This window comes from Paenibacillus sp. HB172176, from assembly GCF_011947265.1.
In the GTDB taxonomy this organism is placed as follows: Bacteria; Bacillota; Bacilli; order Paenibacillales; family Paenibacillaceae; genus Pristimantibacillus.
The window spans coordinates 403945-426109 of the sequence record NZ_JAATHD010000003.1 but is presented as its reverse complement, the minus strand read 5'-3'; the positions used below and the strand labels follow the sequence as shown (position 1 = coordinate 426109).

The following is a 22165-nucleotide window of genomic DNA, read 5'->3' as shown; positions in this document are numbered from 1 at the left end:
ATGAACCGCTCACCATCATGAATTATTCTCGCCGGTAATCTCCGCTCTTGCCGCCCGTCTTGGTCATGAGCTGCGTCGGGCCGATAGCCATATCCTTCTGGAGCGCCTTGCACATATCATACACGGTAAGAGCGGCAGCGGATACGGCGGTGAGCGCCTCCATCTCCACGCCGGTCTTCCCGGTTGTTTTCACTGTTCCCGTTATGTACAGCTCGTCCTTGCCATTGTCATCGAATGCTATATTAATTCCCGTGAGCGGGATAGGATGGCACATGGGAATCCATTCCGAGGTTTTCTTGGCAGCCATGATGCCCGCCACCTGCGCAACCGCAAGAACATCGCCTTTCCCGATCTTGCCGGCTTTGATCTGTTCCAGCGTTGTCGCAAGCATTCTCACCGTTGTCTCCGCAGTTGCTTCGCGAGAGGTTGCCTTCTTCTCGGAAATATCCACCATATGCGCTCTGCCTTGATCATTGAAATGAGTCATCTGCCCCACCTGAGATCTCCTCCTCCAAATTGATAACAAGCGCGTTGCGTGAATAGACCATCAAGAATGAGATCATGCGGCTCAAGCTGAACACTCGGGACTAGCTGAGCTTCAAAGCTGGCGCCAAGCCAACGGCTGCCGCTGCCGCATTCCGCGGCGAACCGATCATAGAATCCGCCTCCATAGCCTAGTCTTCCGCCCAGCAGATCGAAGGCAAGCCCCGGAACGATAACCATATCCGGGCGGACGTCTCGATCAAGCTCCGGACATAAGAACGGATTAGGCTCCAGAATGCCGTACGCGCCTTTCTCCAGCTCTTCCCAGCTCTGCAAGCGATGCATAGACATTCGGTAAGAGGCAGCATCGCTCCGGGGAAGGATGACAGAAACCTCCCGATCCCAGCACCATTCGATCAACGAACTTAGATCCAGCTCGCTGCGGAAGGAAGCATAGGCCATAATCGATGTCATGCCATGCTTCTCGATATATGCCGCGGCATGGCCGCATGCCTCAATGGACCATCGCTTCCGCTCTCCCGCGGATAAGGAATTGCGTCTCTCGTTCAACGCTTTCCGCAAAGCCGCTTTCGTCGCTTCCTCATTCCCTCTTCCCATGAACAGTCATCCATTCTGTGGCTAAAATATACGATTAGTTCTCTTTTATTTCCTTTAATTATCTTACATGTAGTGTACCACTGTTATACAACTTTCGCCAATGAAAGCGCGAGTTTGTGGTAAACTAGAAATGTTTACAGGTTTAAGCTTTGATGATGATAAAGTGGAGGTTTCGAAATGCTGTTGCAAGTTTCCAATATTTCTAAAAATTACGGAATTACGCCCGTATTATCACAGATATCGATGCAAGTGCAAGAGCGCGACCGCCTGGGCCTCGTAGGCGTCAACGGAGCAGGCAAGTCGACGCTTCTGAAAATCATCGCAGGAGAGCTTTCTGCGGATTCCGGAGATATTCATAAGGCCAAAGAAACGAAAATCGGCTATCTCGCTCAGAATAGCGGCCTTTCTTCCGATCGAACCATTATTGATGAAATGAAAGCCGTATTCTCGGACTTGCTCGCTGCCGAGTCGGAACTTCGCGCGATGGAGATCGAAATATCCCAGCTCGCTCAGCAAGAGAATGAAAAAAGGTATACCGATTTGCTGGAACGCTACGCCAAACGCTCGGACTGGTTCCGCGAGCAAGGCGGATTCGAAATCAATACGCGAATCAACAGCGTTCTGCACGGCATGGGCTTTGGCCAATTCGATCTAACCACATTGATTTCGACGCTAAGCGGAGGTCAGAAAACCAGGCTGGCGCTCGCGCGCATATTGCTGCAAGCGCCTGATCTGCTCATGCTTGACGAACCGACAAACTATTTGGATATCGAAACGTTAACCTGGCTTGAATCCTATCTCCGGGGCTATTCCGGCGCAATCGTCGTCGTCTCCCATGACCGCTACTTTCTCGATGCCTTGGCCAATACCATCGTCGAGATTGAACGTCATTCGGCAAAGCGGTATACCGGCAATTATTCCAGATACCTGGAATTAAAATCGGCCGAATACGAAATTGAGCTTAAGCATTTCGAGAAGCAGCAGGATGAAATCGCCAAGCTCGAGCAATTCATTCAGCGCAATATCGTGAGAGCCTCCACGACCAAGCGCGCGCAGAGCAGACGCAAAGCGCTCGAGAGAATGGATCGGCTGGATAAGCCGCAAGGCGATTTGAAGAAGGCCTCCTTCACCTTCGAGATCGAGAGAATGTCCGGCAAGGATGTGCTTGCCGTGCATGATTTGTCGATTCAGTTTCCCGAGAAGTCCGCTCCGGTCTTCCGACATGTCGACTTCACGCTTACGCGCGGCGAAACGGTAGCCTTGATCGGACCAAACGGCATTGGCAAGTCTACCCTGCTGAAGTCGCTGATGAATCAATATAAGCCGGCGACGGGGACGATTCAATTCGGTACGAATGTGAAGATCGGCTACTATGATCAGGAGCATACTCGTTTAAACGGCCGGAACACGGTTCTGGAGGAGCTCTGGCAGGAATACCCTCATATTGAGGAAGCCCGAATCCGCACAGTGCTTGGCAATTTCTTGTTCAGCGGAGAAGATGTGCTGAAACGAATTTCATCTCTAAGCGGCGGAGAGAAAGCCCGCGTTTCTCTCGCAAAGCTGATGCTCGCGCAAGCCAATTTGCTCATTCTTGACGAGCCAACGAATCATCTCGATTTATTCAGCAAGGAAGTGCTCGAAGCGGCATTGCTGGATTATGAAGGGACTCTGCTATTCATATCCCATGATCGCTATTTCCTCAACAAGATGGCAGAACGCATTATCGAGCTTGGTCCTCAAGGCGTCACTCATTTCCTGGGAAATTATGACGATATGCTGGAGAAAAAGCTGGAGCTTGAAGAAATGAGGCTGGAATCCGGCAGCGCTGCAGCCTCCGTGAAAAGCACGGAAACGGCCAAGGATCAGCCCCGAATCAATCAATACGAGCTGGACAAGCAATTAAAACGCGAAGAGAGAAGCAAGCAGCGAAAGATTGAGCAGTTGGAGCAAAGCATCTCCGACTATGAGCAGGAAATTGCTTCTCTCGAAGAGCAGCTTGCCGATCCTGCCGTCTTCAATGATTATATTCGCATTCAAGAAATTCAATCGGTCATTCACGAGAAGAAAGAAGCCCTGTCCCAAGCTTATGAGGAATGGGAGCAATACATGTAGAAGCATGATATAAGCTGCAAAAGGGACGTTCCGAAAGTTAATGACTTCCGGGACGCCCCCTATTCGTGGTCGATCAGTATTGCTCCATGCTGATTAATCCAAGCCGCTTTGCTTCTCGAATGGCTTCCGAACGCGAACGGACATTCAGCTTCTCGAATATGCGTGTAAGTTGATATTCCACATTGCGCTGGCTGACATGCATCGTTACGGCAAGCATCTTATTGCTGACGCCCATAGCGATTTCCTGAAGGATGCCAAGCTCCTTCTCCGTAATCGACACATCCTCGATGGCCAATTCCGATCTTGCGATCGTTACTTCCTGTCTTCTTAATTGCTTCAACAGTGAGATGGGAATGACCGCCTCGCCCCTCATCGCGCATCGAATGGAATTATGCAGTTGTTCTCTCGTGACCGTTTTGGATATGAAGCCGGAAACGCCCGACTCTACCAGCAAGTTGAAATGCGAACCGATTTCATAACCGGAATATATAATTATCTTCTTGTCCGGATCCAATTGAATCAATCGCTTCGAAAGCTCCAGCCCGCTAATTCCCGGCATATTCAAATCGCATAGAATAAGATCGAATTGCTCCGACTTCACTTTATCCAACGCTTCCAATGCAGAGATAACAACCGTTACCTTCATTTCGCTATCCTGTTCGATCATCGTCTTCGTCCCTTCGCCAACGGAAGGATGATCATCAACCAACAAGATATGTATCATTCGGTATTCCCCTCTCTGACGGCCCTTTCGCTGAATGAACAGGCATAAGAATAATGACTTCAAGCCCTTCTCCCCTGGAGGAGCGGAAAGTAATATCGCCTTCTTGACTGGCTACCCGCTCTTTGATACCCGATAGTCCCATATGCTCGAACGTTTCGACCAATTGGTTAACCTCCATACCAATCCCGTCGTCTTTGTAACGGAAGTAGATTAACCCTTGACGAACCTCCAACTCCAAGGCGATGAGCTTAGCTTCGGCATGCTTGTCGGCATTTCGAAGAAGCTCTTGCACAATCCGATAGATCGCCGTGATTTGTTCTTCGCTCAAGGTTACCTTAATCGGCTTATATTTGAATTTGACCTCGAAATTCACTCTCATTTGCGTATGCTCAATAATCGACTCGACAGCCTCGATGACTCCCATTTCCTTCAATAGCGGCGGTCTGAGCTCGTTGCAGGTTTCGCGAATTTGATGAATCACATCGAGCAAGCCTTCTTTAATATCGTTTAACTCTTGTCCCAGCTTCTCGGGAATCGGCTGATCCATCATGATCGATTCCAGCTTGCGGTACCACAATAACTGATCCTGCAAGGCCGAATCATGAAGATCCGCAGCAAGCTTTCTCCGCTCATTCTCGGACAACCAGAACAGCATGCGAAGCACCCATGGCGACGTCGAATGCTCCTTGCGAACCTCGGATTCGAGATCCTCAATCAGTCCTTCGATCAAATATAAATTTTCGAACACAATACTTGAATAATTAGCCATCGTTTTGAGCCAGCGCACTTCATCCGAATTGAACCGGGTATGATTGGTCTTAAGCCCTATCCATAGAATATGATAACGAGAGCGTTGTCTGCCGATAATAAGCCCCAGACCGAAGGGAAGCTCTATCAGCTCTCCCAGCTTGAATGTATTGACAATGCCTAGCAGAAACTCGCTCGTAACCGTTTCTTCAAAATCATCGCTCATCGGATATACCGCCTTCTCCGCTTGATCGACAATCAGAAAGCTGATGCGGTTAACGGGCAGAATCGCTTTGATCTCTTGTGTCAGCACATCCTCCAGATCCGATTGTTTCATCACTCTCGCAACATTCCTGGAGAATCGATCCAGACTGTCCTGATAGCTGTACATCGCTTTGAATAATCTTGGCCTGAATCTCTGATCTATCTGCTCCTTCATATAGAGAAAGGCGATCATTCCTAAATAGACGATGCCGAATGACCCAAGCCATTCCGACCATATTCGTTCCGTATTGCCAATCAAGACAAGCGAAACTACCGTAGCGACGAGTATAGCCGGAACAATGGACAATAAGGTGTAATACTTGAAGCGAGTCAATATAAAATCGATGTCGAATAGTTGGTTCGACGTGGTCAGATAGAAATAAACAACAGGAAGAACAAAAAGGAACAATGCCGTGAAGGCAGCCGGCAATAGTTGCTTCTGATCGAGTATCATCGGCAATAAGTTCATTGTCGTGAACGGCATAAAGGCGACAAGATGCGAGATTAACGTAATCGTGAATAAAGAATGCAGCTTTGTATGTCGATGTTTCATAAATTTCTCAATTAAGGAGACCACGCACACCGCATTGCCTATAAAGACAACGCCGCTGTACGCCATCTTAATATAAACCATCGCTTCGCTCGTAAATACATTCGTCCAAAAATAGAGCAAGCTGAAAACGCTGACTACGCTAATGGCAGCTATCAGCAGGTTTAACCTCTTCTTGCTTATAAATTGCACATCGAAACGATGCAAATATTGATTCATAAACATCATGAACAATATGGGGATAAAGGGCATAACGACGTAAATAATCGATAATCCTACAGGATCGCTTCGATGCGAAGCGGCGGAGCTGTAATAGCAGAGCCCGATTGAAATAAAAAAAAGAATTAGCAAAATGGCCGCTTTATCATTCTTTCGCTTCAAATAAAGAAAGGAAGAAAAGGCGCAAAATATAACTAAAGATATGCCGGGAATATAAAGCTGCAGCATTAATTCGGAGGTCGTATGCATGCCGGACCAGCTCTTCGAAAAAGTAATTAGGCTGGTAGTATGATTCTTATGCTCGAGGAGCACATTCTCGGCATATTCAAGCGAATTGTATTTCTTAACATTGTCGAATTGCCAAGCGGGCTTGCCGTTAATTTCAATAATACGGTCACCGATCTCGACGCCGAGAACCTTCGCCTGCGAGGCTGGCTCTACAGACCGTACGACATATTCGGTGCTGGATCGTTGTTCCAATACAGCGCCAATGGAAGGGATTCTAATAATGACAATCGTTAGATAGACTAATGTTGCCGAGAATAATGTTAGGAAGAGGAGCGCAAGTATACGATTTAATCGAGTAGGTTTCATGCATTCCTCTTCCCTTCAAAGCTTAGTCCCACATAAATGCGTAGCCGCTCTTTTTCTCGTTTTTATCCTTTAATTCTCCAAGAAGTGCCTTTTGTTCTGCAGCGGAAATACCTGAAAGTTGAAGCTGTCCACCCATTGCCATCGACATTTTTTCTGTGCTGCCAACCAGTTGACGAATTGTTTCTTTTAACATTCGATCTCCTCCGCTTCTTTTCGATCCTATTAATCTTGCAAATAGTACATTTCTACTATACCAAGATTAGATCGGCATGCAAACGCAAAGATGATTCGTATTTTCCGAAATCAACTTTGCGCGTTTTGTAAATTATGCCGTTTTCGGGTCGATGATTTGGAGAAGCTGCTCCTTCCAGGGATTATCGGGCCGCACTTCCTCGAGCAGCTCCAGAAAGCGATCATAGTGCATTCGACTCATGACCGAACCATACAGAATTGTGCCTGTCTTCTTGCAGGCTTCTATGAAATCTTCTTTCCTGTGATCGAACAAATCTTCCGCCTCGCCATTATGGAAATAATGAGAAATCCAATGATCTTCCTCTTGCAGTTCTTCAATAAGAAACAAGGTCAGCAACGTGCGCTTTCTCTGCAGAAAATCGTTTTTTTCGTCCCATCTCAGCAAGTCTCTCAAATCATTGCGGAGCTGAGCGGACATGCCGAGCTCCGCGGCATAATTTGCTACGATTGGATGCCAGAGATGCCCCGCCGCCATAACGCCCGCCATGCAGGCGAATACGATTAGTGCCGCGGATTTCTGTTCCACCATCTCCAGATAGGCTTTCTCGTCAGCGCTGCTATTTACGATATCCAGCATCTGACCATTTGCGGAGTGAAGTAGTTGTTTGTTCATCATTTGAATCATCCGAATTTTGCGTTCATCCTCCCGGACGCTGTCGAGCAGCACTTGCTGGGACAGGGTCAATAAGGAAACCGCCACATGCATGGCAATGCTTTGCGGAACGAGCATCCAAGGCTTATGCGGCATATCCGCGTCCTCGAGATCATCCAGAATATCCGATGCCAGAATGAACATTTCGACTGCAGCGGCCGTTTCGAATTCATTCGCGCCTTCGCCGTCGAACATATGATAATGGACCAGGGTCAAAGAGCCGAACATCATGGACTCCTTGAGCTTCTCCTCGATAAACATTAGAGAATATATGGTTAATGGCTCAGCAGTAAACCATTGACGGACACAATCCTTCATGGTCTCGCCTATTCTCGTCTTCATATCCATCGCGCGCGATCCTCCGTTATAATGAAACCTTGTTCTTAATCAGTATACTATTATTCCTCTTTGCCCGCATCCTTTCGTTCTTCTTCCTTATCTCCCGCCTTTCGTTTTGAGTTTAATAGATTTGCGATCATTTCCATCCTTTTCTCTACGATCTGACTGCGTTCATTGGACGGATCTTCGATGCGATTGCCTGCTTTCATCAGATTATCTCTCAACCCCTCCCATAGCTCCGACGGCATAATGCATGTAGACCGCCTCCATTGTCATTCCTCCGCCGGGCAACTCCGTAATAAGCGTATTGGGATGATTGCATACAACAAGCTTACCGTCTCTCATGACTCCGACACGATCGCAATGCTGATGAATTTCGCTCATATCATGCGATACGATGACAATCGTCTTTCCTTGGAGCTTTAATGCGGACAAGATGTCCCAATATTCCTTCTTCGCCTGGATGTCAAGGCCCGTGGTGGGCTCGTCCAGGAAAATAACATCAGGATTATGGACAACGGCAAGCGCAAGCGATGTGCGTTGCCTCAGTCCGCCCGACAGTCGCTTCACAAGCTTGTCCGCTACCGGCGCCAATCGAAATTGCTCCAAAATATCGTCTATGCTGCCTTTTCGCTCATAAAAGCTCTGAAACAACAGCAGCGCTTCTCTTACCGTCATCTTGTCGATTAACGAGGTGCTCTGCATGAAGATGTTCATGTGATCCCGAAGCTTCTCGGAATCCTTCTGAATATCGTATCCGAGTACATGCAGGGAGCCCTCGTCTGCGTGCAGATGACCCATCATTAATTCCAGCAAGGTTGTTTTTCCCGCTCCGTTCTTCCCAATGATTCCGAAGAGCTCGCCTCGCTCCACCTGTAAGGAAACCTGATGAATGGCATTATTCGGTCCGTAGTGCTTCGTAACTGTGCTCACTTGAATAACTGCATAATTATCCATTCGGGAAACCTCCGATACACATTAAGGATAGCTTAACGATAGCGCATCCTATCCCGCATTTCACCGAAAAGTTGTTTGGTAATTAACGCAATGCCAATTGCGCTCGCAGTCATTTGAGCCCGAAAATCGTTATACACATTGTTATCCACAATCGTGCATAAATTGTTAGTTAATTCTGTCGATAATTGAAGCCTGGCAGATTACGACAACTACACATTCGACACATCGTCGTCTAATCATCTTCTTTGGAAATTTGGCTTATCCCCTTTATCCACATTATCCACAGGAACATATTGAAAATATTATCCCCGTTTGCAGCTTTTTGTGAAGGCATTGTAAAGATGCAATTCATGGGCATTTCATTCATTCGTCCACATTTTTTTGTTAGCATGTGTATAACCTTGTGCACAACCTCTTTATTTAGTCTTTCGAGCCCTTTCTCTGCAACCTCACTTTCTATGCGTCTCTATTGAAAATAAAGCTCTCATTCTTAAATGAATGAGAGCTTGCGTCGCTATAGTGAGTGACAAGCTGCTGCCCAGCGCACAGTTGCCGCCTCTTGCTTCATGCCTATGAAATTCCAGCTCTTACAGACCATTGCTCCAGGGACAATCCCGGATCTGCCCGCATATCCAGCTCGGTGAACTGCCTACGTTTGAACTTCAGGAAGGCTGCTGCGCCGATCATCGCCGCATTGTCCGTGCACAGATTGCCCGGCGGCGCAAGAAGATCGACGCCTTCCTCCTCGCAGCGCTGCGCGAGCGCATCCCGCAGCCCTCTGTTCGCGGCGACGCCTCCGCATAGCAGCAATTGCCGAACGCCGAATTGCTTGACCGCGCGAAGCGCTTTTACAACCAGAACCTCGATTACGGATTCCTGGAAGCCGCGGGCCAATGCCGCTTCATCGAGCGCCTCCCCTTTCATGCGAGTCTGATTAATGACCGCAAGAACCGCGGATTTCAGTCCGCTGAAGCTGAAATCAAAGCTGCCTTCTTCGAGCCAGGCGCGGGGGAGGTCGATGGAAGTCTGCGCCTCGCCGGCCATTCGATCGATATGAGGACCGCCGGGATAGGGCAGACGGAGAGAGCGAGCAACCTTGTCATACGCTTCTCCGACCGCATCGTCACGCGTTCTGCCGATGACCTCGAACACGCCTTCCTCCTTCATCAGCACCAGCTCGGTATGTCCGCCGGAGACCACCAGCGCAATGCTGGGATAGATTAACTCATGCACGAGTCCATTCGCATAAATATGACCGGCGATATGATGCGTCCCGATAAGCGGAATATCGAGAGCGAGCGACAATGTCTTGGCCGCAACGATTCCTACCAGCAGCGCGCCGACCAGGCCCGGGCCTTGCGTGACGGCGATCGCCGACAAATCCGCCAGCTCATGGCCGGATTTCTTCACAGCCTGCTCCATAATGACGGTTATCGCTTCGACATGCTTTCTCGAAGCAATCTCGGGCACGACGCCGCCGAACCGCTCATGAATGTCAATTTGACTGGACACGATATTGGACAAGATATGCTTGCCTCCCAGTATGACGGAAGCCGACGTCTCGTCGCAGCTTGTCTCAATCGCAAGAATTAATGCTTCATCTTCTTTCCTGATTCGGATGTTAGTCGTTTCGCTATTCATTGTCGATTCCCCCCGTCTTCCAGTGCTCAGCGTCCAGCTCCGCCCACATGATAAGGGCATCCTCGTTATTGTCGGAATAATAGCCTGGTCGAAGACCGGAATCCTGGAAGCCATGCTTGCGGTACAAACGCTGGGCATGGCCGTTCGAGACCCTGACCTCAAGCGTCATTCTTGCCGCCCCGAAGAAAACGGCGGTGCGCTGCAACTGCTCGATGAGCTTATTGCCGAGGCCCATGCCGCGAACATCCCGGCGCACGGCAATATTCGTCATATGCGCTTCATCCATTATGACCCACATGCCGCCATAGCCAATCAATTCCCCGCGATATTCCACAACCATATATCTTGCGAACATATTATTGTTCAATTCGTTCTCGAAGGCTTCGCTTGTCCAGGGAGAGCTGAACGCTTCATGCTCGATAGCGACTACGGCGGGAATGTCTCGAAGCTCCATCGATCTGAAGATCAGCTTGTCCATCTCCATCATCATGCTTCATTGCCTCCTGCCGTCTGCTTCTCCTTCAGCTTGACTTCCGCTTCAGTCAATTGCGTATAATTGGGCACTAAGATATGAGCATCCTCGGTCTGCTCACGCTCGAGCTTCCGCTCCCCCAGCTCGGCCAGATAACGCCCTTCAAGCACATAGGGATACAACTCGGCTTCGACATTCGCTTCGTCGGCCGTCGTCTTCAGTCGTTTCGCCGATTCCATATGCAAGCTCAGGTCGCCGACAAGCCAAATTTTGAGCCTGCCGAGCTCCTTCCGATCCTTCAACTCCCGGGCAAGCCAGTCTACGAATGGCTCCATCAGCCGAACTCCATCCTCCAGCCGGCGCTTCCATCCTTCGCGGTCATTACGGGTGAACATACCGCAATACACTTGTCCCCGCCTCGCGTCCATGATCGGAATAATCCAGTGCTCAGTCGAATCCAGAGAAGCTCTATTCTGCGCGAGCTCCATGCCTCTGTTCCATGCGCCATATGCAACAGCCTCCAGACTCGAGACAGCTGCCAGAGGCTTCTTCCACGCCCACGCCAATGTCTTGGCGGCCGTAACCGCTATCCTCATGCCCGTATACGAACCTGGACCGTTTCCCACTACGATTGCGTCCAGCGACTCTCTTGTCATTCCCGCATCCTGGAGCAGCTTCTTCATATGAGTAACCACATGAACGGAGTGATTCCGCTCCGCAAGCGAACTGATTTCTCCAAGCAGCTCTCCTTCGCGAACGATTGCCGCAGCCATCGCAGCCGTCGATGTATCGAGCGCGATAATACTCAGACCCGTCCCTTGATTCCGATTATTCATTTCGTTGTCGCTCCCATCCTGTTCCATTCCTCGCACCATTCAGCATAGGGCTCGCCTGATCCCGCAAGACGTATCCTTCTTAGCTCCCCCCCCATATGCTCGATGTAAATGTCCAAGCGCTGAGGGGGCAGCAGCTCATCAATAATGCTTGCCCATTCGACAATTGTCACGCCCTCGCCGTAGAAATATTCATCCAGTCCGAGTTCGTCGGCCTCCTCGAGAGTTACACGATAAACATCCATATGATAGAGAGGAAGCGAGCTTCCTCTATATTCCTTAATAATGGTAAAGGTAGGGCTGTTCACGATACCCGGAACGCCTAACGCAGCCGCGAAAGCCTGCGATAAGGTTGTCTTGCCGGCGCCGAGATCTCCGTCCAGCGCAAGGAGCGCGCCGGGAAAAGCGCGGGAAGCCAGCCATTCCGCCAAACTAGCTGTATCCTGAATCGATCGCACATTGATTTCTGCCGTTACCGTTCTTTGTTCCATACTCTTTTCGTTCTCCCGTTCATCTCTCAAAATGGTTGTAGCCTCGCTTCAATTGAATTGTGCCGAGATCCGCGATAGAGACTTCTGCAAATTGCGGAGCTTGAACGGAGAGTTGTCCATCTCCTTCAACGTCTTCTCGCAGCAGCTCCACAGACGGCTCTCCTTCTTCCACAAAGCCAATGCAGTAGAAGGGAACGCCCTCCGCGAGAAAGAGGAGACGAGCCTCCTCCAGCTTGCTTGCAGCCATGGTCCCGATCAGCATATAATCCTCTCCGCCATAGAGGATCCATTCCAGCGGATCGACATTGCTGGCGGAGGCGTACCTGCTCACATCCTCATTAATTGGCAGCATGCCTTCGCGCACGATCATTCTTACGCCCGACGCCTCCGCAATTTCCCATGCTTCGCTGGCAAGGCCGTCGCTGACATCATTCAAAGCATGGCAGCAAGCAAGCGCACGCAGCAATTCCGCGGCTTTGAGAGACGGCTTCGGTCGTCTATGCGCAGCAACAAGCTCTTCATAAGAGGCCATTAGATCCTCATTGGACTTCTTACCCCGGAGACCTTCCTGCAGCAGCTGCAAGCCGGCAGCCGACATGCCTGCTTCGCCTGTCACGAATATCGCGTCTCCTGCTTTCGCGCCCGACCGAAGCAGCTCCCCGCCTTCCTCCACACAGCCTGTCAAAGTAACGCTGATGACCATATGCTGCGGCGAAGCCGTCGTATCTCCTCCCACAATGGCAATGCCATATCGCTTTGCGCAATCATGGAGTCCATCGTATACCCTTCTCATCCGCTCGGGAGAATAGGAGGGCGGCTGACTGACGGCGACCAAAGCATGCAACGGCCTGCCGCCCATGGCGGCAATGTCGCTGACGCAAGCAGCCAATGCTTTATAGCCCACATCCTCGTCGCGCATTGTCTTCTCGTTGAAGTGAACGGTCTCCACCATCGTATCGACCGTCATGATGAGCCGCTGCCCGCCGCTCCATTCTGCTGAAGCGCGCCTCCAATCGACGATGGCGGCGTCATCGCCAATGCCGACGATTACGCCAAGCTCCTCTTCGCGCTCAGGAGTCCGCCCCCCCTCTGTCCAATAACGAATGCGTTTGAATTCATCCATGGGCTGAATCTCCTTCATCGTAGCCTATCTTCTTATTTCCATCATTTTAACCTAATCCCGCCGGATATCAAAGCAGAAGCGCGCCAAAAAAAATCCCTCGTTCCTAACAAAATCAGGAACAAAGGAGATTTCAAGCCCATCTATAATTCTTTAACGATCGTAATATGCAGCTCATTCTTAAGCTCGATCTCATATGGCGAATGAGGCGCTTTGCCATCCGCTTCCTTAATAACCCGAACTCGAGGCCGATGTACGGCAAGATCGGTATTGGAGGTGACGACCACGGTTTGGCCCGTGCTGAGCAGCAGAGTCGTCGACACCGGGTAGATTGATATATGGCTGCAGAACAGCTTGATCAGCTCCAGATCGAAGAAGGTCCCCCCTGCCGCGAACAAAAATTCAATGGCTTCGCTTGTTGTGTACCGCTTGCGATGCGGTCTGGGGGAAACCAGCGCGTCGTAAGTATCCGCCAATCCGACAATCTGGGCGTAGATATGGATTTCGTCCTTCTTCAAGCCGCGCGGATAACCGCTGCCGTTGTACCTCTCATGATGCTGCAGCGCGCAATGCGCCGACACGATCGAGATATCGTGATACTTTCGCAAAATTTGAAAACCGTCCATCGGATGTTTGTGCAGCAAGCTTAGCTGTTCTGCGGAATATCTTCCTTTATGCGTCAGCATCGATGCAGGAAGCTTCGTCATGCCGATATCGAACAACAGCGCTCCGATGCCCAATTCTTCAAGCTGATACCGATTGAAGCCCTTGGCAATGCCCATAATGCCGGCAAGCACGGCCACGTTGAACGAATGCTGGAACAAGTAACCTTCCATCGAGTGAATGCTCGACAAATTGACCAGCACATTCGGCCTTGTCGACAAGTCCTGCATAATACTGCCGAATACTGCTCGAAAGCTGCGTCCGATATCCGGCGCGATCGTCTTGTTCTTCGACAGGTCCTCATTCTTGAACGCGTTCATCGTATCGTAGATGATGCCCACCGATTTCTTGCGCGTCTCGTCCCGAATCGTCTCTTCGGGAATAATATCGACGGTGGCCCCGTCTTCAATATATAAGAAATCGATTCCTATCTGCAACAAGCGATCAATATATCTTTCATTCAGTTCAACGCCTTCTCCTAACAGGATATTCCCATTATCTTGGAATACGGGCCTCGCTACTTTATCGCCAGGCTTGACTAATTCCAGTTGAACTTTTCTCATAGATTGCTCCCGCCTTTTAACCATAACTGCTATGTGTTCTCCTATATATTCATAGGTCAATGAATGTCACGCATTCTTATATTAGCAGATTCATCGGCAGGTTGCTATTCATGATCATGCGAGCTTATGCTTCACAATTTGATTCCGTCCATTATACTTTGCTTCGTAGAGCGCCGCATCGGCTTGCGCCATCAAACCTTTGAGATAGGCTTTCGGATAAGTCAAATTCGTCATGTCAAAACGATCCACCGTGATCGTGCCCATCGAGATCGTCACGGAAACGGTCGAATCCCCCGCGCCGGTCGGTACAGAATTATGCTCGACCGCAATTTTCACTTGCTCGGCAATCAAATCCGCCTGTTCACGATTCGTATGAGGGAGATATACCGTAAATTCCTCGCCGCCGAATCTCGCCAGCACATCGGTCAAACGCAGCTTGCTTCGCACCGCCTCAACCGTGCTGCATAAAACCTCATCGCCTACGAGATGTCCGTGCTTATCATTGATTTGCTTAAAGTGGTCGAGGTCAAAAATAAAGATGGAGAATGGAATTTGATGTCGGACATTCGTAACGATCTCTTCTTCGAGCTGTTGGAGCAAATATCTGCGATTGAAGCAGCCGGTCAAGCCGTCCGTAATCGCCATATACTCAAGCTTCTTGTTGGCTTGGAACAATTCGTCTTGAACGATCAACAGCTCCTGATTGCGCTCCTGAAGCAGCTCGTTCTGAATATTCGTTTCCTCCAGCAGCATCCGAAGCTCCGTTACATTCTGGAAGGTCAACACTCTGCCCACAATCCGCTTCTTCTGATTAAGGATTGGCGCCGATTGCATAATCACGTGGCGAATATGATTGAGCTCCAGTTGAAGCTCAATCTCAAGCCGCTCCAGCGGATGCTCCGCCTGGGCCTCGAAGAAGTCGAGCAGTTGCTTCGTCGCTTCGCTTTTGAATTGCCCCACGACTGCGGATGGAGTAAATACATCGCCAAGCTTCACGCGAATGAACGGTTTGATCACTTTGTTCACTTCTATGACGGTGTTGTTTTCATCGAGCACTATGATGCCCATCGACATCGTGTTCATAACATCGCGCTGGACGATCTGGATAATATCAAAAACGCGGTTCCTGCTGATCGCATATACAATATATGTGGCTGAACACGCCATTCCGACAGAGATTAACGGAATATATCTGGAGAAATGATACACATACGACACATTGATGAATAGGTCGGCAAACGCGAAGAAGGATAGCAGAAACAAGCTGTTCAATGCGGTCTTGGCCATTTTGCGCTGACGCAGCGATTCGTCCTTCCTCTTCAGCTTGAACAACAGAATAATGTAGGACGCCACGGAATACGCAATCAATTGAATGATCATGACCCAGTACAAGGGACCTTCTCTTAGCTGCTCCGAAGGCATGTTCTGAGCTTGAATCGAGAGGAAAAGTCCATGCGGATTCCATATTACGCAGATGACGGAGAGCACGGCCGGAATCGATAGAATGAATAACCTGCCCTTGTGAATATAATAGGATTGCCCCGTAAGAAACAGAACAAACACGAACCAGCCCAATCCGAGCAGAGATAATCCTGCATAGGAGGCTGATAGGTAGAAGAGCCTATAAGAAAGCTGAGCCGTCGTTTGCGAGGCGAACTGGAACAAGGGCCACAGCATAAACACGACATGCAGAAACATGTAAATTCGGTGCAATAATGTAATTGAGCTTGATGAGAACAAATAGAGAAACAAGCCTATAAGCACCAAAAATATACTGAAATCCAGCCATATTATCCAATCCAATAAGGTTCACCCATTCGTTTGGTAGCCATCTTCTTCCATTGTAACAAATGATGTTCCTATCGACAATTAGCATTTTTGGCGATGGGCCTGCCTCTACGCCTGATGCGGCAAACGGTCTTGCAGCATCCTCTCTAGTGCCGGAGACAGATGGAGATAGTCTCTGTAGGACTCGTACTCCTTCCATTTACCCATGGACAATTCGCTGTTCCCGGACATGAACGCCCGAATGAGCAAATTTTTGGGCGTATGCTCAGGGTCAACGAATTCCAGCATTTGAACCTTATAACCGAGCGTTTCCAACAGACTGCCTCTGGCAGCGTCTGTAGCCAGCGCCGCGAATCTCTCCTTGAGCAAGCCGTGCGAGAGAATCGGGGACAATTCCTCGCTTTGCACCTGTCTGAACAGCTCATGCTGACAGCATGGAACCGACAGGATGACCGAAGCGCCCCAGCTAATCGCCTTTGCAAGCGCGGCATCCGTCGCCGTATCGCAGGCATGAAGCGTCACGACCATATCGGCCTCATGCAATTCCTCGTATTCCGCAATATCTCCAACAAGAAACTGCAGCTTCGAGAATCCCAGCTTCCCGGCAAGATCGGAACAGAAGGCAATAACATCCGCCTTCAGATCGAGTCCGATAACGCGAATCGAGCGGCCTTGCTCAATCGCAAGCAAATGATAGAGCGCGAAGGTCAAATAGGATTTGCCGCAGCCGAAATCGACAATCGTCACCTCGCGGTCCTGAGGAAGCGCGTGAAGCACATCCGAGACCATCTCCAGAAATCGGTTGATTTGCTTGTATTTGTCCTGCTTCCTGGCGTATACCTTGCCTTCAGGCGTCATAATGCCAAGCTCGACGAGAAACGGTACGACTTTGCCCTCTTCCAGCATCCTTTCCTTGGGCCGGTTATGCTGAAGCTCCGCTTGCCGCGCGCCGCCGCTTGCCTTCAGCTCCTTCATAGTCGCCTTGCCCTTCTTATTGAACAGAAGCTGCACATCCCTATCCTCGCTCTTCATCAACGCTTGCTTGTAATCGCGATTGATCAGCTCTGCCATGCGGCTCGCAGCCTGAGCCGCCTCTACATTCAAGTGAAAGGCCTTATTCGCGAAATGCGATTCAAACTGATAATGCAGACCGTTCTTAAGCAGAACCGGCCGCACTACGACCTTCGCAGCCGTCTCTTTCCCTTTATTCCTCGGCTGGCTCAGCGTCGCTTGCACGAACGCGCCTTCCTCGATCCATCTTTCCAATAGCTGTTGCCAGCTCTCTTCCTTCATTCCTTGCACACTCCTTATGCCTCTTTCACCGTCAGCGCGGCAAGACTTGCCTCCACCTCGTCGCGAGACAGACGTCCAGCCAGCAACGCCTCGTCATCAAGCCTTAACAATCTCTCATACGCGGCCGCAAGCTCCCCCTTCGTGCATGCGCGATCCTCGTAAAGCTCGTACAGCACATTCTCCATCTGATCATAATGGCCCTCAGCCTCATGCCAGCTCATAATGAGCCGCTTCGCCGGAGCGGGAAGCTCGTAAGCGCTTAGAAGCTCAAGCTGCTCTTCAATCTGCTCCTGCAGCGACAGCAGCTCCGGCTCCTCCTTCAGCAGAGCAAGGCCCAAGAAGAGCTTGAGCGCTCTCACATGCAGCTCATAGCTCTCGGCTTCCTTCCCGAGATCCTGCCGCAGCAATGCCTCTTGCTTCAACAAATAAGCGATAGCCGCGACATTCTCTCTTTCCACCAAGCCGTTTGTCGTCATAACCTTGATAAGCTCCTCTTCGGACAAGGAGCGAATCAGCCTGCCGCTGAGACGAAATCGTTTGTCGAGCAGATCGTCGATGATCTGCAAAGCCTCTTCCTGCTTCATCTGCCTGCGCAGTCCTACGATCTGTCCCATCGCTTCGGTCATTTGGTTAATCATTCTCACTAAATAATCTCTCTGAAACAGGCCGATCACTCCTCCTCTTCGCGGACGAAGCTCAGAATTGCCCGAACAAGCCGATCCGGACATTCCATCATGCTCATGTGACCGGAAGGCAGCTCCGCTTTGGTCGTTCGTCCGTTGCTTGCGGCGAAAGTGCTCGATACGGGAATGACGCCGTCCTTCGTGCCTGCCGCCAGCAAGACAGGCACGCTTAACCCCTCCACGACATGAACACGGCTTTCTCTCTCCTTCATGCCTTTGGCGGTTGCGATCGCGCCATGCAACGAGGTGCCGTAGCCGATTTCCTTGCCGCGGAACAATTGCTCTTGATGCAGATCGATCCCATCCTGCGCGAAGAGCTTCGGAAGAAGTCCCTCCACGAAAGGAGCGATTCCCCTCTCTTCGAGAGCTTGGACCGCCTTGTCCCGATTCGCCTTCGCCTCGTCGCTATCCGGCAGCGGAGTGGAATGAACGAGACCGAAGCCCGCCAAAGCGCCGCTATGCCGTTCGGCGTAAGCAAGCGCGATATAGCCGCCCAAGGAATGTCCCATAATGATAGCTTGATCTATATTCAATCTTCCCAGCAGTTCGTTCAAATCGTCCGAGAAGCGTTCCATCGTGTAGATTTCGTCGGACGGAGCGTCGCTACTACCATGTCCGCGCGCGTCCGGCGCGATGATTCTTCGGTTTGTCGCAAGCTCCGCGACGACCATCTCCCAATAGGCCGAGCTCCCGCAATAGCCGTGCAGAAGAACGAGCGGAGCAACGGAAGCGTCGCCCGGCCCCGAATCATAATAGGCAAGCTTCGATCCGCTGCCCAGACTTATGCTCGCGTTCGCAATCGATATGCTTCTTTGCTGATCGTTCATTCTATCAACCTCTTTCCTCTGTGCGGGCAATGCCGCATGATGAGATGCTCCACGCCTCCTGTATATGTCGGAGGAGCTTCTTGGCCATAAGATAGACATGGTTCAAGGAAGTGGTCTGCAGCTTGATATACGCTTTCGGCCCATTCTGATTCACAACCGCAGCAATACTGTAATCTCCGATTGGCGGCAGTCGTCTTCCCGTCGCTGCTCCCGGCTGCAATGAGCCTTTGGAGACGATAAATTCGCCGACCGATGGCCCCAGGCAGGCGTCGATGGCTATGACGATCAGGTTACCGCTTTCCTGCAATTCCAGCGCGGCAGCCAGAGCCGCTTCGACAGCATAGGCGTCGCACGGCTCCTCAAGGCAGCCAATCACATGCTTCCAGCCTGCTTTCTTAAGCAATGTACCCATAATCGGACCGAAGGAATCCCCCGTGGATCTATCCGTTCCTATGCAGACAAATAATATATGATCGCGATCGGGTCTTGCCTGCGCGATTTTACGCAAAAATCCGCTCAGATACCCATGGGATGATTGCATCTCTGTACCGTCCGTCATTGCTCGCCTGCCTCTCTATGTATGGAACGATTAACTTGTGGAAACTTGACGTCTCGCCTTATTGTAACGAATTTTTCGGGGAATTTCGAGCTCCGTGTTTCGTTTATGGTGCATGAAGCTTCATAAGTGGTACAATAGCTGAAACGAGGCAAAGGAAAGGATGGATACGCATGTCCGATTTGAAGGAACACACGGAGGAAAATCTCGAGCTGATGATCAGCGCGATCAAAGCCAAGCTGAGAATGGCATCCGCAGCCGCCATGCAAGCTTCCCACTATGATATGAATCAGTTCGAAGAGATTAAGGAATTATACGAGATTGTGGAAGCGAAGAGCAACTTCAGCATCAGCGAGGTCGAAGCGCTTGTGTCCGAGCTCGGCAAGCTGCGCAAACAGAGCTAGGCGGATGCTGCTCATCCGCTGAACGCATCTCGTTTCCAGTTTCATCCATTAACTTTCAAAATTCGACAGTAATAAGCCGCTATCGACGCATCGACAGCGGCCCTCGCTTACTCTGACGCTTCCTCTTCCTCGCTCTGCGGAACGACGGAGCTTAAGGAAAGCTTGATGGTAATATCCTTGTTCTCCCCTTTAAGGAATTGCGACAACCGCTCCAGACGATCGGCAAGCTCCAGACCGCTCAAGGTCGTATTGAGCTGGTAATCGAAATGATCCGACGGAAGCTTGGAGGCGTAAGAGGATTCTCTCCAGCTCCGATTATCCGGATTGTGCTGCTGCGAAAGCTGATCCTGCGCCGGGTAGAACTTATCCGATTTGTTCACCACCCGCTCGTAAATTCTAAGCTTCTTAAGAAGCATATAATACTGGGCGGAATGCTTGAAATTCCATGCCTCGCGAATATCCTTCAGCGTATAATCCATCTTCCAGCGTTTGAGCTTCTCGACCTGGGTCTCTGTGTCCAATTGCAAAAATTCATCCAGCGGCAACATCTTTTCCGGCAAAATAACCCCTCCAATGATAACTTTCAAAGCTTTAATCATGAAATAATATAATTTTATTATATAAAAAATACCATAACATTCATGGGATTACAATAAAAAACCTTCAAGCGCGCTTCCTTAAGAAGCTTGCTTGAAGGCTCACGCTCGAGCTCTATTCCGTACGCGCAAGACCCGCCGAGCTTAAGAAGCGCTCGAAGGCTTCCAAACCTTGCTCCGTGCGCTTGAATACGCCTGCGTCAAGAAGCACCTGGAGAAATTTGTCTCCGGTTGCCGCCAATACAAGCTCTTGCGCTTTCTCATGCGCATTCGAAGCGCCGTGCTGCCGAATCAGCGACTGCACCCACTCCGCATGAAGATGCAGAGGATGCTCGTCGCGCTGCAGACTGACCGCGCTCTCCGGATTGGTTCCCGACAAATATGCCGCGATTTGCTCCAGTTCCTGCTTCAGGCGTCCGGGAAGGACGGCAAGTCCCATGACTTCGATCAATCCTATATTTTCTTTCTTGATATGATGAAGCTCCTGATGGGGATGGAATATGCCGAACGGATGCTCGTCGCTGGTTCGATTGTTCCGAAGCACCAGATCCATCTCGTACTCCCCGTTATCCTTGAGCCTAGCTATCGGCGTAATGGTGTTATGGGGAATAGCGTCGCCATCCTTCTGTACGGAATAGGCCAGCACGTCCGCGCTTCTGTCGCTGTATTCCCTCCACTCGTCCAACAGGCGGCAAGCCGCTTTGTGAAGCGAAGCTTTCGAAGCGCTGTTCAATCGGATGACCGTCATCGGCCACTTGATGATGCTGAAACGCACATCGGGCTGTTTCGCGTCCATGTAAGAGCGCTCTGCAGGCGCCGTCTCCATCGGGAAGACATGTCGGCCCGCCTGGAAATGGTCATGACTGAGTATCGATCCTCCGACGATCGGCAGATCCGCATTCGAGCCGATAAAGTAATGCGGCATCTGTTCAACGAAATCGAGCAGCCTTGCAAAGGATTCATGCGTTACGGCCATGGCTTCGTGAACGCCCTTGAACACGATGCTGTGTTCATTGTAGTACACATACGGCGAATACTGGAAGAACCAGTCTTCCTCACGCAGCCGCAGTGGAATCACTCTCAGGTTCTGTCTCGCCGGATGATCGGGACGCCCGGCGTAGCCAACATTCTCCGCGCATAACAAGCATTTCGGATAATGAGCTTGCGGCATGGAGCGAAGCATGGCGATTTCCCTCGGATCCTTCTCCGGCTTGGACAGATTGATGGTAATCTCCAGCTTGCCGTACGTCGTCTCATGCAGCCAATATTGATTCTTAGCGATCCGGTCCATTCGGATATAATTGCTGTCAATGTTCATGCGGTAGAATTCATGGGTCGCAGCCGCGATGCCGCCGGCCTCCGCCGTTCTCTCGAACTGGTCGCACACCTGGGAAGGTCGCGGCATCAGCAGCCCCATAATCTTGGCGTCGAGCAAATCCCGATAGGTTGTCGTCTGCTCCGGAATGAGCCCGATTAATCCGCCGTAATCAAGCAGCGGCTCCAGCAAAGCCCCCGGGCTGTCCAGCGTCTCTTCGGGAGCGCCGAGCGATGAAGGCTCGCTGAACCCGAAGAGATCGAGCAGGGCATTGCGCGAGTATGAGAGGTCCAGCGGACGCAGCAGACCGCGCTGAAGGCCGAATTGCAATAATCGTTCAATCAGCAGCAGCGCTTCTTCCGGCGTTGGCGCCGCTTGCTCCTTCGTATTCATGATGATAATCTCCTTT

General features: G+C 50.5%; 23 protein-coding genes. 2 read left to right on the top strand and 21 right to left on the bottom strand.

Annotation, left to right across the window (positions count from 1 at the left end; all coding sequences use genetic code 11):
* Positions 1-22 precede the first annotated feature (22 nt).
* Together moaC and HFP08_RS06785 are read right to left on the bottom strand one after the other, a co-directional pair.
* The gene (gene moaC / locus HFP08_RS06790) at positions 23-487 is read right to left on the bottom strand and encodes a cyclic pyranopterin monophosphate synthase MoaC (protein WP_168119945.1); all 465 of its coding nucleotides are present in this window, start codon (positions 485-487) and stop codon (positions 23-25) included.
* On the bottom strand, positions 484-1101 hold the full coding sequence (locus tag HFP08_RS06785) for a 5-formyltetrahydrofolate cyclo-ligase (protein ID WP_168119780.1): 618 nt from the start codon (positions 1099-1101) through the stop codon (positions 484-486). The genes moaC and HFP08_RS06785 overlap by 4 nt, the downstream gene beginning before the upstream one ends.
* Positions 1102-1278: 177 nt before the next feature.
* Between HFP08_RS06785 and HFP08_RS06780 the strand changes: the two genes are divergently transcribed.
* Positions 1279-3213, top strand: a complete 1935-nt coding sequence (locus HFP08_RS06780; RefSeq protein ID WP_168119778.1) for an ABC-F family ATP-binding cassette domain-containing protein — start codon at positions 1279-1281, stop codon at positions 3211-3213.
* 73 nt (positions 3214-3286) lie between these two features.
* Here HFP08_RS06780 and HFP08_RS06775 read toward each other — a convergent pair whose 3' ends face one another.
* The 17 genes from HFP08_RS06775 to yyaC all read right to left on the bottom strand — a co-directional run bounded on the left by HFP08_RS06775 (position 3287) and on the right by yyaC (position 19444).
* Complete coding sequence (locus tag HFP08_RS06775) at positions 3287-3937, bottom strand: response regulator transcription factor (protein ID WP_168119777.1); 651 nt, start codon at positions 3935-3937, stop codon at positions 3287-3289.
* Complete coding sequence (locus HFP08_RS06770) at positions 3915-6311, bottom strand: ATP-binding protein (RefSeq protein WP_168119775.1); 2397 nt, start codon at positions 6309-6311, stop codon at positions 3915-3917. Before HFP08_RS06770 ends, HFP08_RS06775 begins: the two co-directional genes overlap by 23 nt.
* A 22-nt stretch (positions 6312-6333) precedes the next feature.
* Positions 6334-6504, bottom strand: coding sequence for a competence pheromone ComX (locus tag HFP08_RS06765; RefSeq protein WP_168119774.1), 171 nt, complete (start codon positions 6502-6504; stop codon positions 6334-6336).
* A gap of 132 nt (positions 6505-6636) precedes the next feature.
* A complete protein-coding gene (locus tag HFP08_RS06760; RefSeq protein ID WP_168119772.1) occupies positions 6637-7563 on the bottom strand; it encodes a polyprenyl synthetase family protein in 927 nt (308 codons plus the stop codon).
* Positions 7564-7613: 50 nt separating this feature from the next.
* Positions 7614-7763, bottom strand: coding sequence for a hypothetical protein (locus tag HFP08_RS06755; protein ID WP_168119770.1), 150 nt, complete (start codon positions 7761-7763; stop codon positions 7614-7616).
* A gap of 4 nt (positions 7764-7767) precedes the next feature.
* Complete coding sequence (locus tag HFP08_RS06750) at positions 7768-8511, bottom strand: ABC transporter ATP-binding protein (protein ID WP_168119769.1); 744 nt, start codon at positions 8509-8511, stop codon at positions 7768-7770.
* Between the two features lie 570 nt (positions 8512-9081).
* Positions 9082-10152 carry a tRNA (adenosine(37)-N6)-threonylcarbamoyltransferase complex transferase subunit TsaD gene (gene tsaD, locus HFP08_RS06745; protein ID WP_168119768.1) on the bottom strand — a complete coding sequence of 357 codons (1071 nt, stop codon included), beginning with the start codon at positions 10150-10152 and terminating at the stop codon, positions 9082-9084.
* Positions 10145-10642 (bottom strand): ribosomal protein S18-alanine N-acetyltransferase, encoded by a 498-nt coding sequence (gene rimI / locus HFP08_RS06740; protein ID WP_168119766.1) that lies wholly within the window; start codon positions 10640-10642, stop codon positions 10145-10147. The genes tsaD and rimI overlap by 8 nt, the downstream gene beginning before the upstream one ends.
* On the bottom strand, positions 10639-11460 hold the full coding sequence (tsaB, locus tag HFP08_RS06735; RefSeq protein ID WP_168119764.1) for a tRNA (adenosine(37)-N6)-threonylcarbamoyltransferase complex dimerization subunit type 1 TsaB: 822 nt from the start codon (positions 11458-11460) through the stop codon (positions 10639-10641). The genes rimI and tsaB overlap by 4 nt, the downstream gene beginning before the upstream one ends.
* Entirely contained in the window at positions 11457-11948 is a 492-nt protein-coding gene (gene tsaE, locus HFP08_RS06730) for a tRNA (adenosine(37)-N6)-threonylcarbamoyltransferase complex ATPase subunit type 1 TsaE (RefSeq protein WP_168119763.1), read from the bottom strand. Before tsaE ends, tsaB begins: the two co-directional genes overlap by 4 nt.
* A gap of 19 nt (positions 11949-11967) precedes the next feature.
* Positions 11968-13071 carry a thiamine-phosphate kinase gene (thiL, locus tag HFP08_RS06725; RefSeq protein ID WP_168119761.1) on the bottom strand — a complete coding sequence of 368 codons (1104 nt, stop codon included), beginning with the start codon at positions 13069-13071 and terminating at the stop codon, positions 11968-11970.
* A 140-nt stretch (positions 13072-13211) separates the two neighbouring features.
* A complete protein-coding gene (locus HFP08_RS06720) occupies positions 13212-14294 on the bottom strand; it encodes an HD-GYP domain-containing protein (RefSeq protein ID WP_168119760.1) in 1083 nt (360 codons plus the stop codon).
* 114 nt (positions 14295-14408) lie between these two features.
* Positions 14409-16097, bottom strand: coding sequence for a histidine kinase N-terminal 7TM domain-containing diguanylate cyclase (locus HFP08_RS06715; RefSeq protein ID WP_168119759.1), 1689 nt, complete (start codon positions 16095-16097; stop codon positions 14409-14411).
* Between the two features lie 93 nt (positions 16098-16190).
* On the bottom strand, positions 16191-17375 hold the full coding sequence (locus HFP08_RS06710) for a class I SAM-dependent methyltransferase (protein ID WP_168119758.1): 1185 nt from the start codon (positions 17373-17375) through the stop codon (positions 16191-16193).
* Between the two features lie 14 nt (positions 17376-17389).
* The gene (locus HFP08_RS06705) at positions 17390-18103 is read right to left on the bottom strand and encodes a DUF6483 family protein (protein WP_277345832.1); all 714 of its coding nucleotides are present in this window, start codon (positions 18101-18103) and stop codon (positions 17390-17392) included.
* Entirely contained in the window at positions 18046-18885 is an 840-nt protein-coding gene (locus HFP08_RS06700; RefSeq protein ID WP_168119756.1) for an alpha/beta fold hydrolase, read from the bottom strand. The genes HFP08_RS06705 and HFP08_RS06700 overlap by 58 nt, the downstream gene beginning before the upstream one ends.
* A gap of 4 nt (positions 18886-18889) precedes the next feature.
* Positions 18890-19444, bottom strand: a complete 555-nt coding sequence (gene yyaC / locus HFP08_RS06695) for a spore protease YyaC (RefSeq protein WP_168119755.1) — start codon at positions 19442-19444, stop codon at positions 18890-18892.
* A gap of 170 nt (positions 19445-19614) precedes the next feature.
* Between yyaC and HFP08_RS06690 the strand changes: the two genes are divergently transcribed.
* Positions 19615-19845: a DUF1128 family protein gene (locus HFP08_RS06690; protein WP_168119754.1), complete on the top strand. Its 231-nt coding sequence runs from the start codon at positions 19615-19617 to the stop codon at positions 19843-19845.
* 107 nt (positions 19846-19952) lie between these two features.
* On the opposite strand, the gene HFP08_RS06685 is transcribed toward HFP08_RS06690, so the two are convergent.
* Positions 19953-20405 (bottom strand): hypothetical protein, encoded by a 453-nt coding sequence (locus tag HFP08_RS06685; RefSeq protein WP_168119753.1) that lies wholly within the window; start codon positions 20403-20405, stop codon positions 19953-19955.
* Between the two features lie 151 nt (positions 20406-20556).
* Positions 20557-22149 (bottom strand): UDP-glucose--hexose-1-phosphate uridylyltransferase, encoded by a 1593-nt coding sequence (locus HFP08_RS06680; protein ID WP_168119752.1) that lies wholly within the window; start codon positions 22147-22149, stop codon positions 20557-20559.
* Positions 22150-22165: the final 16 nt, after the last annotated feature.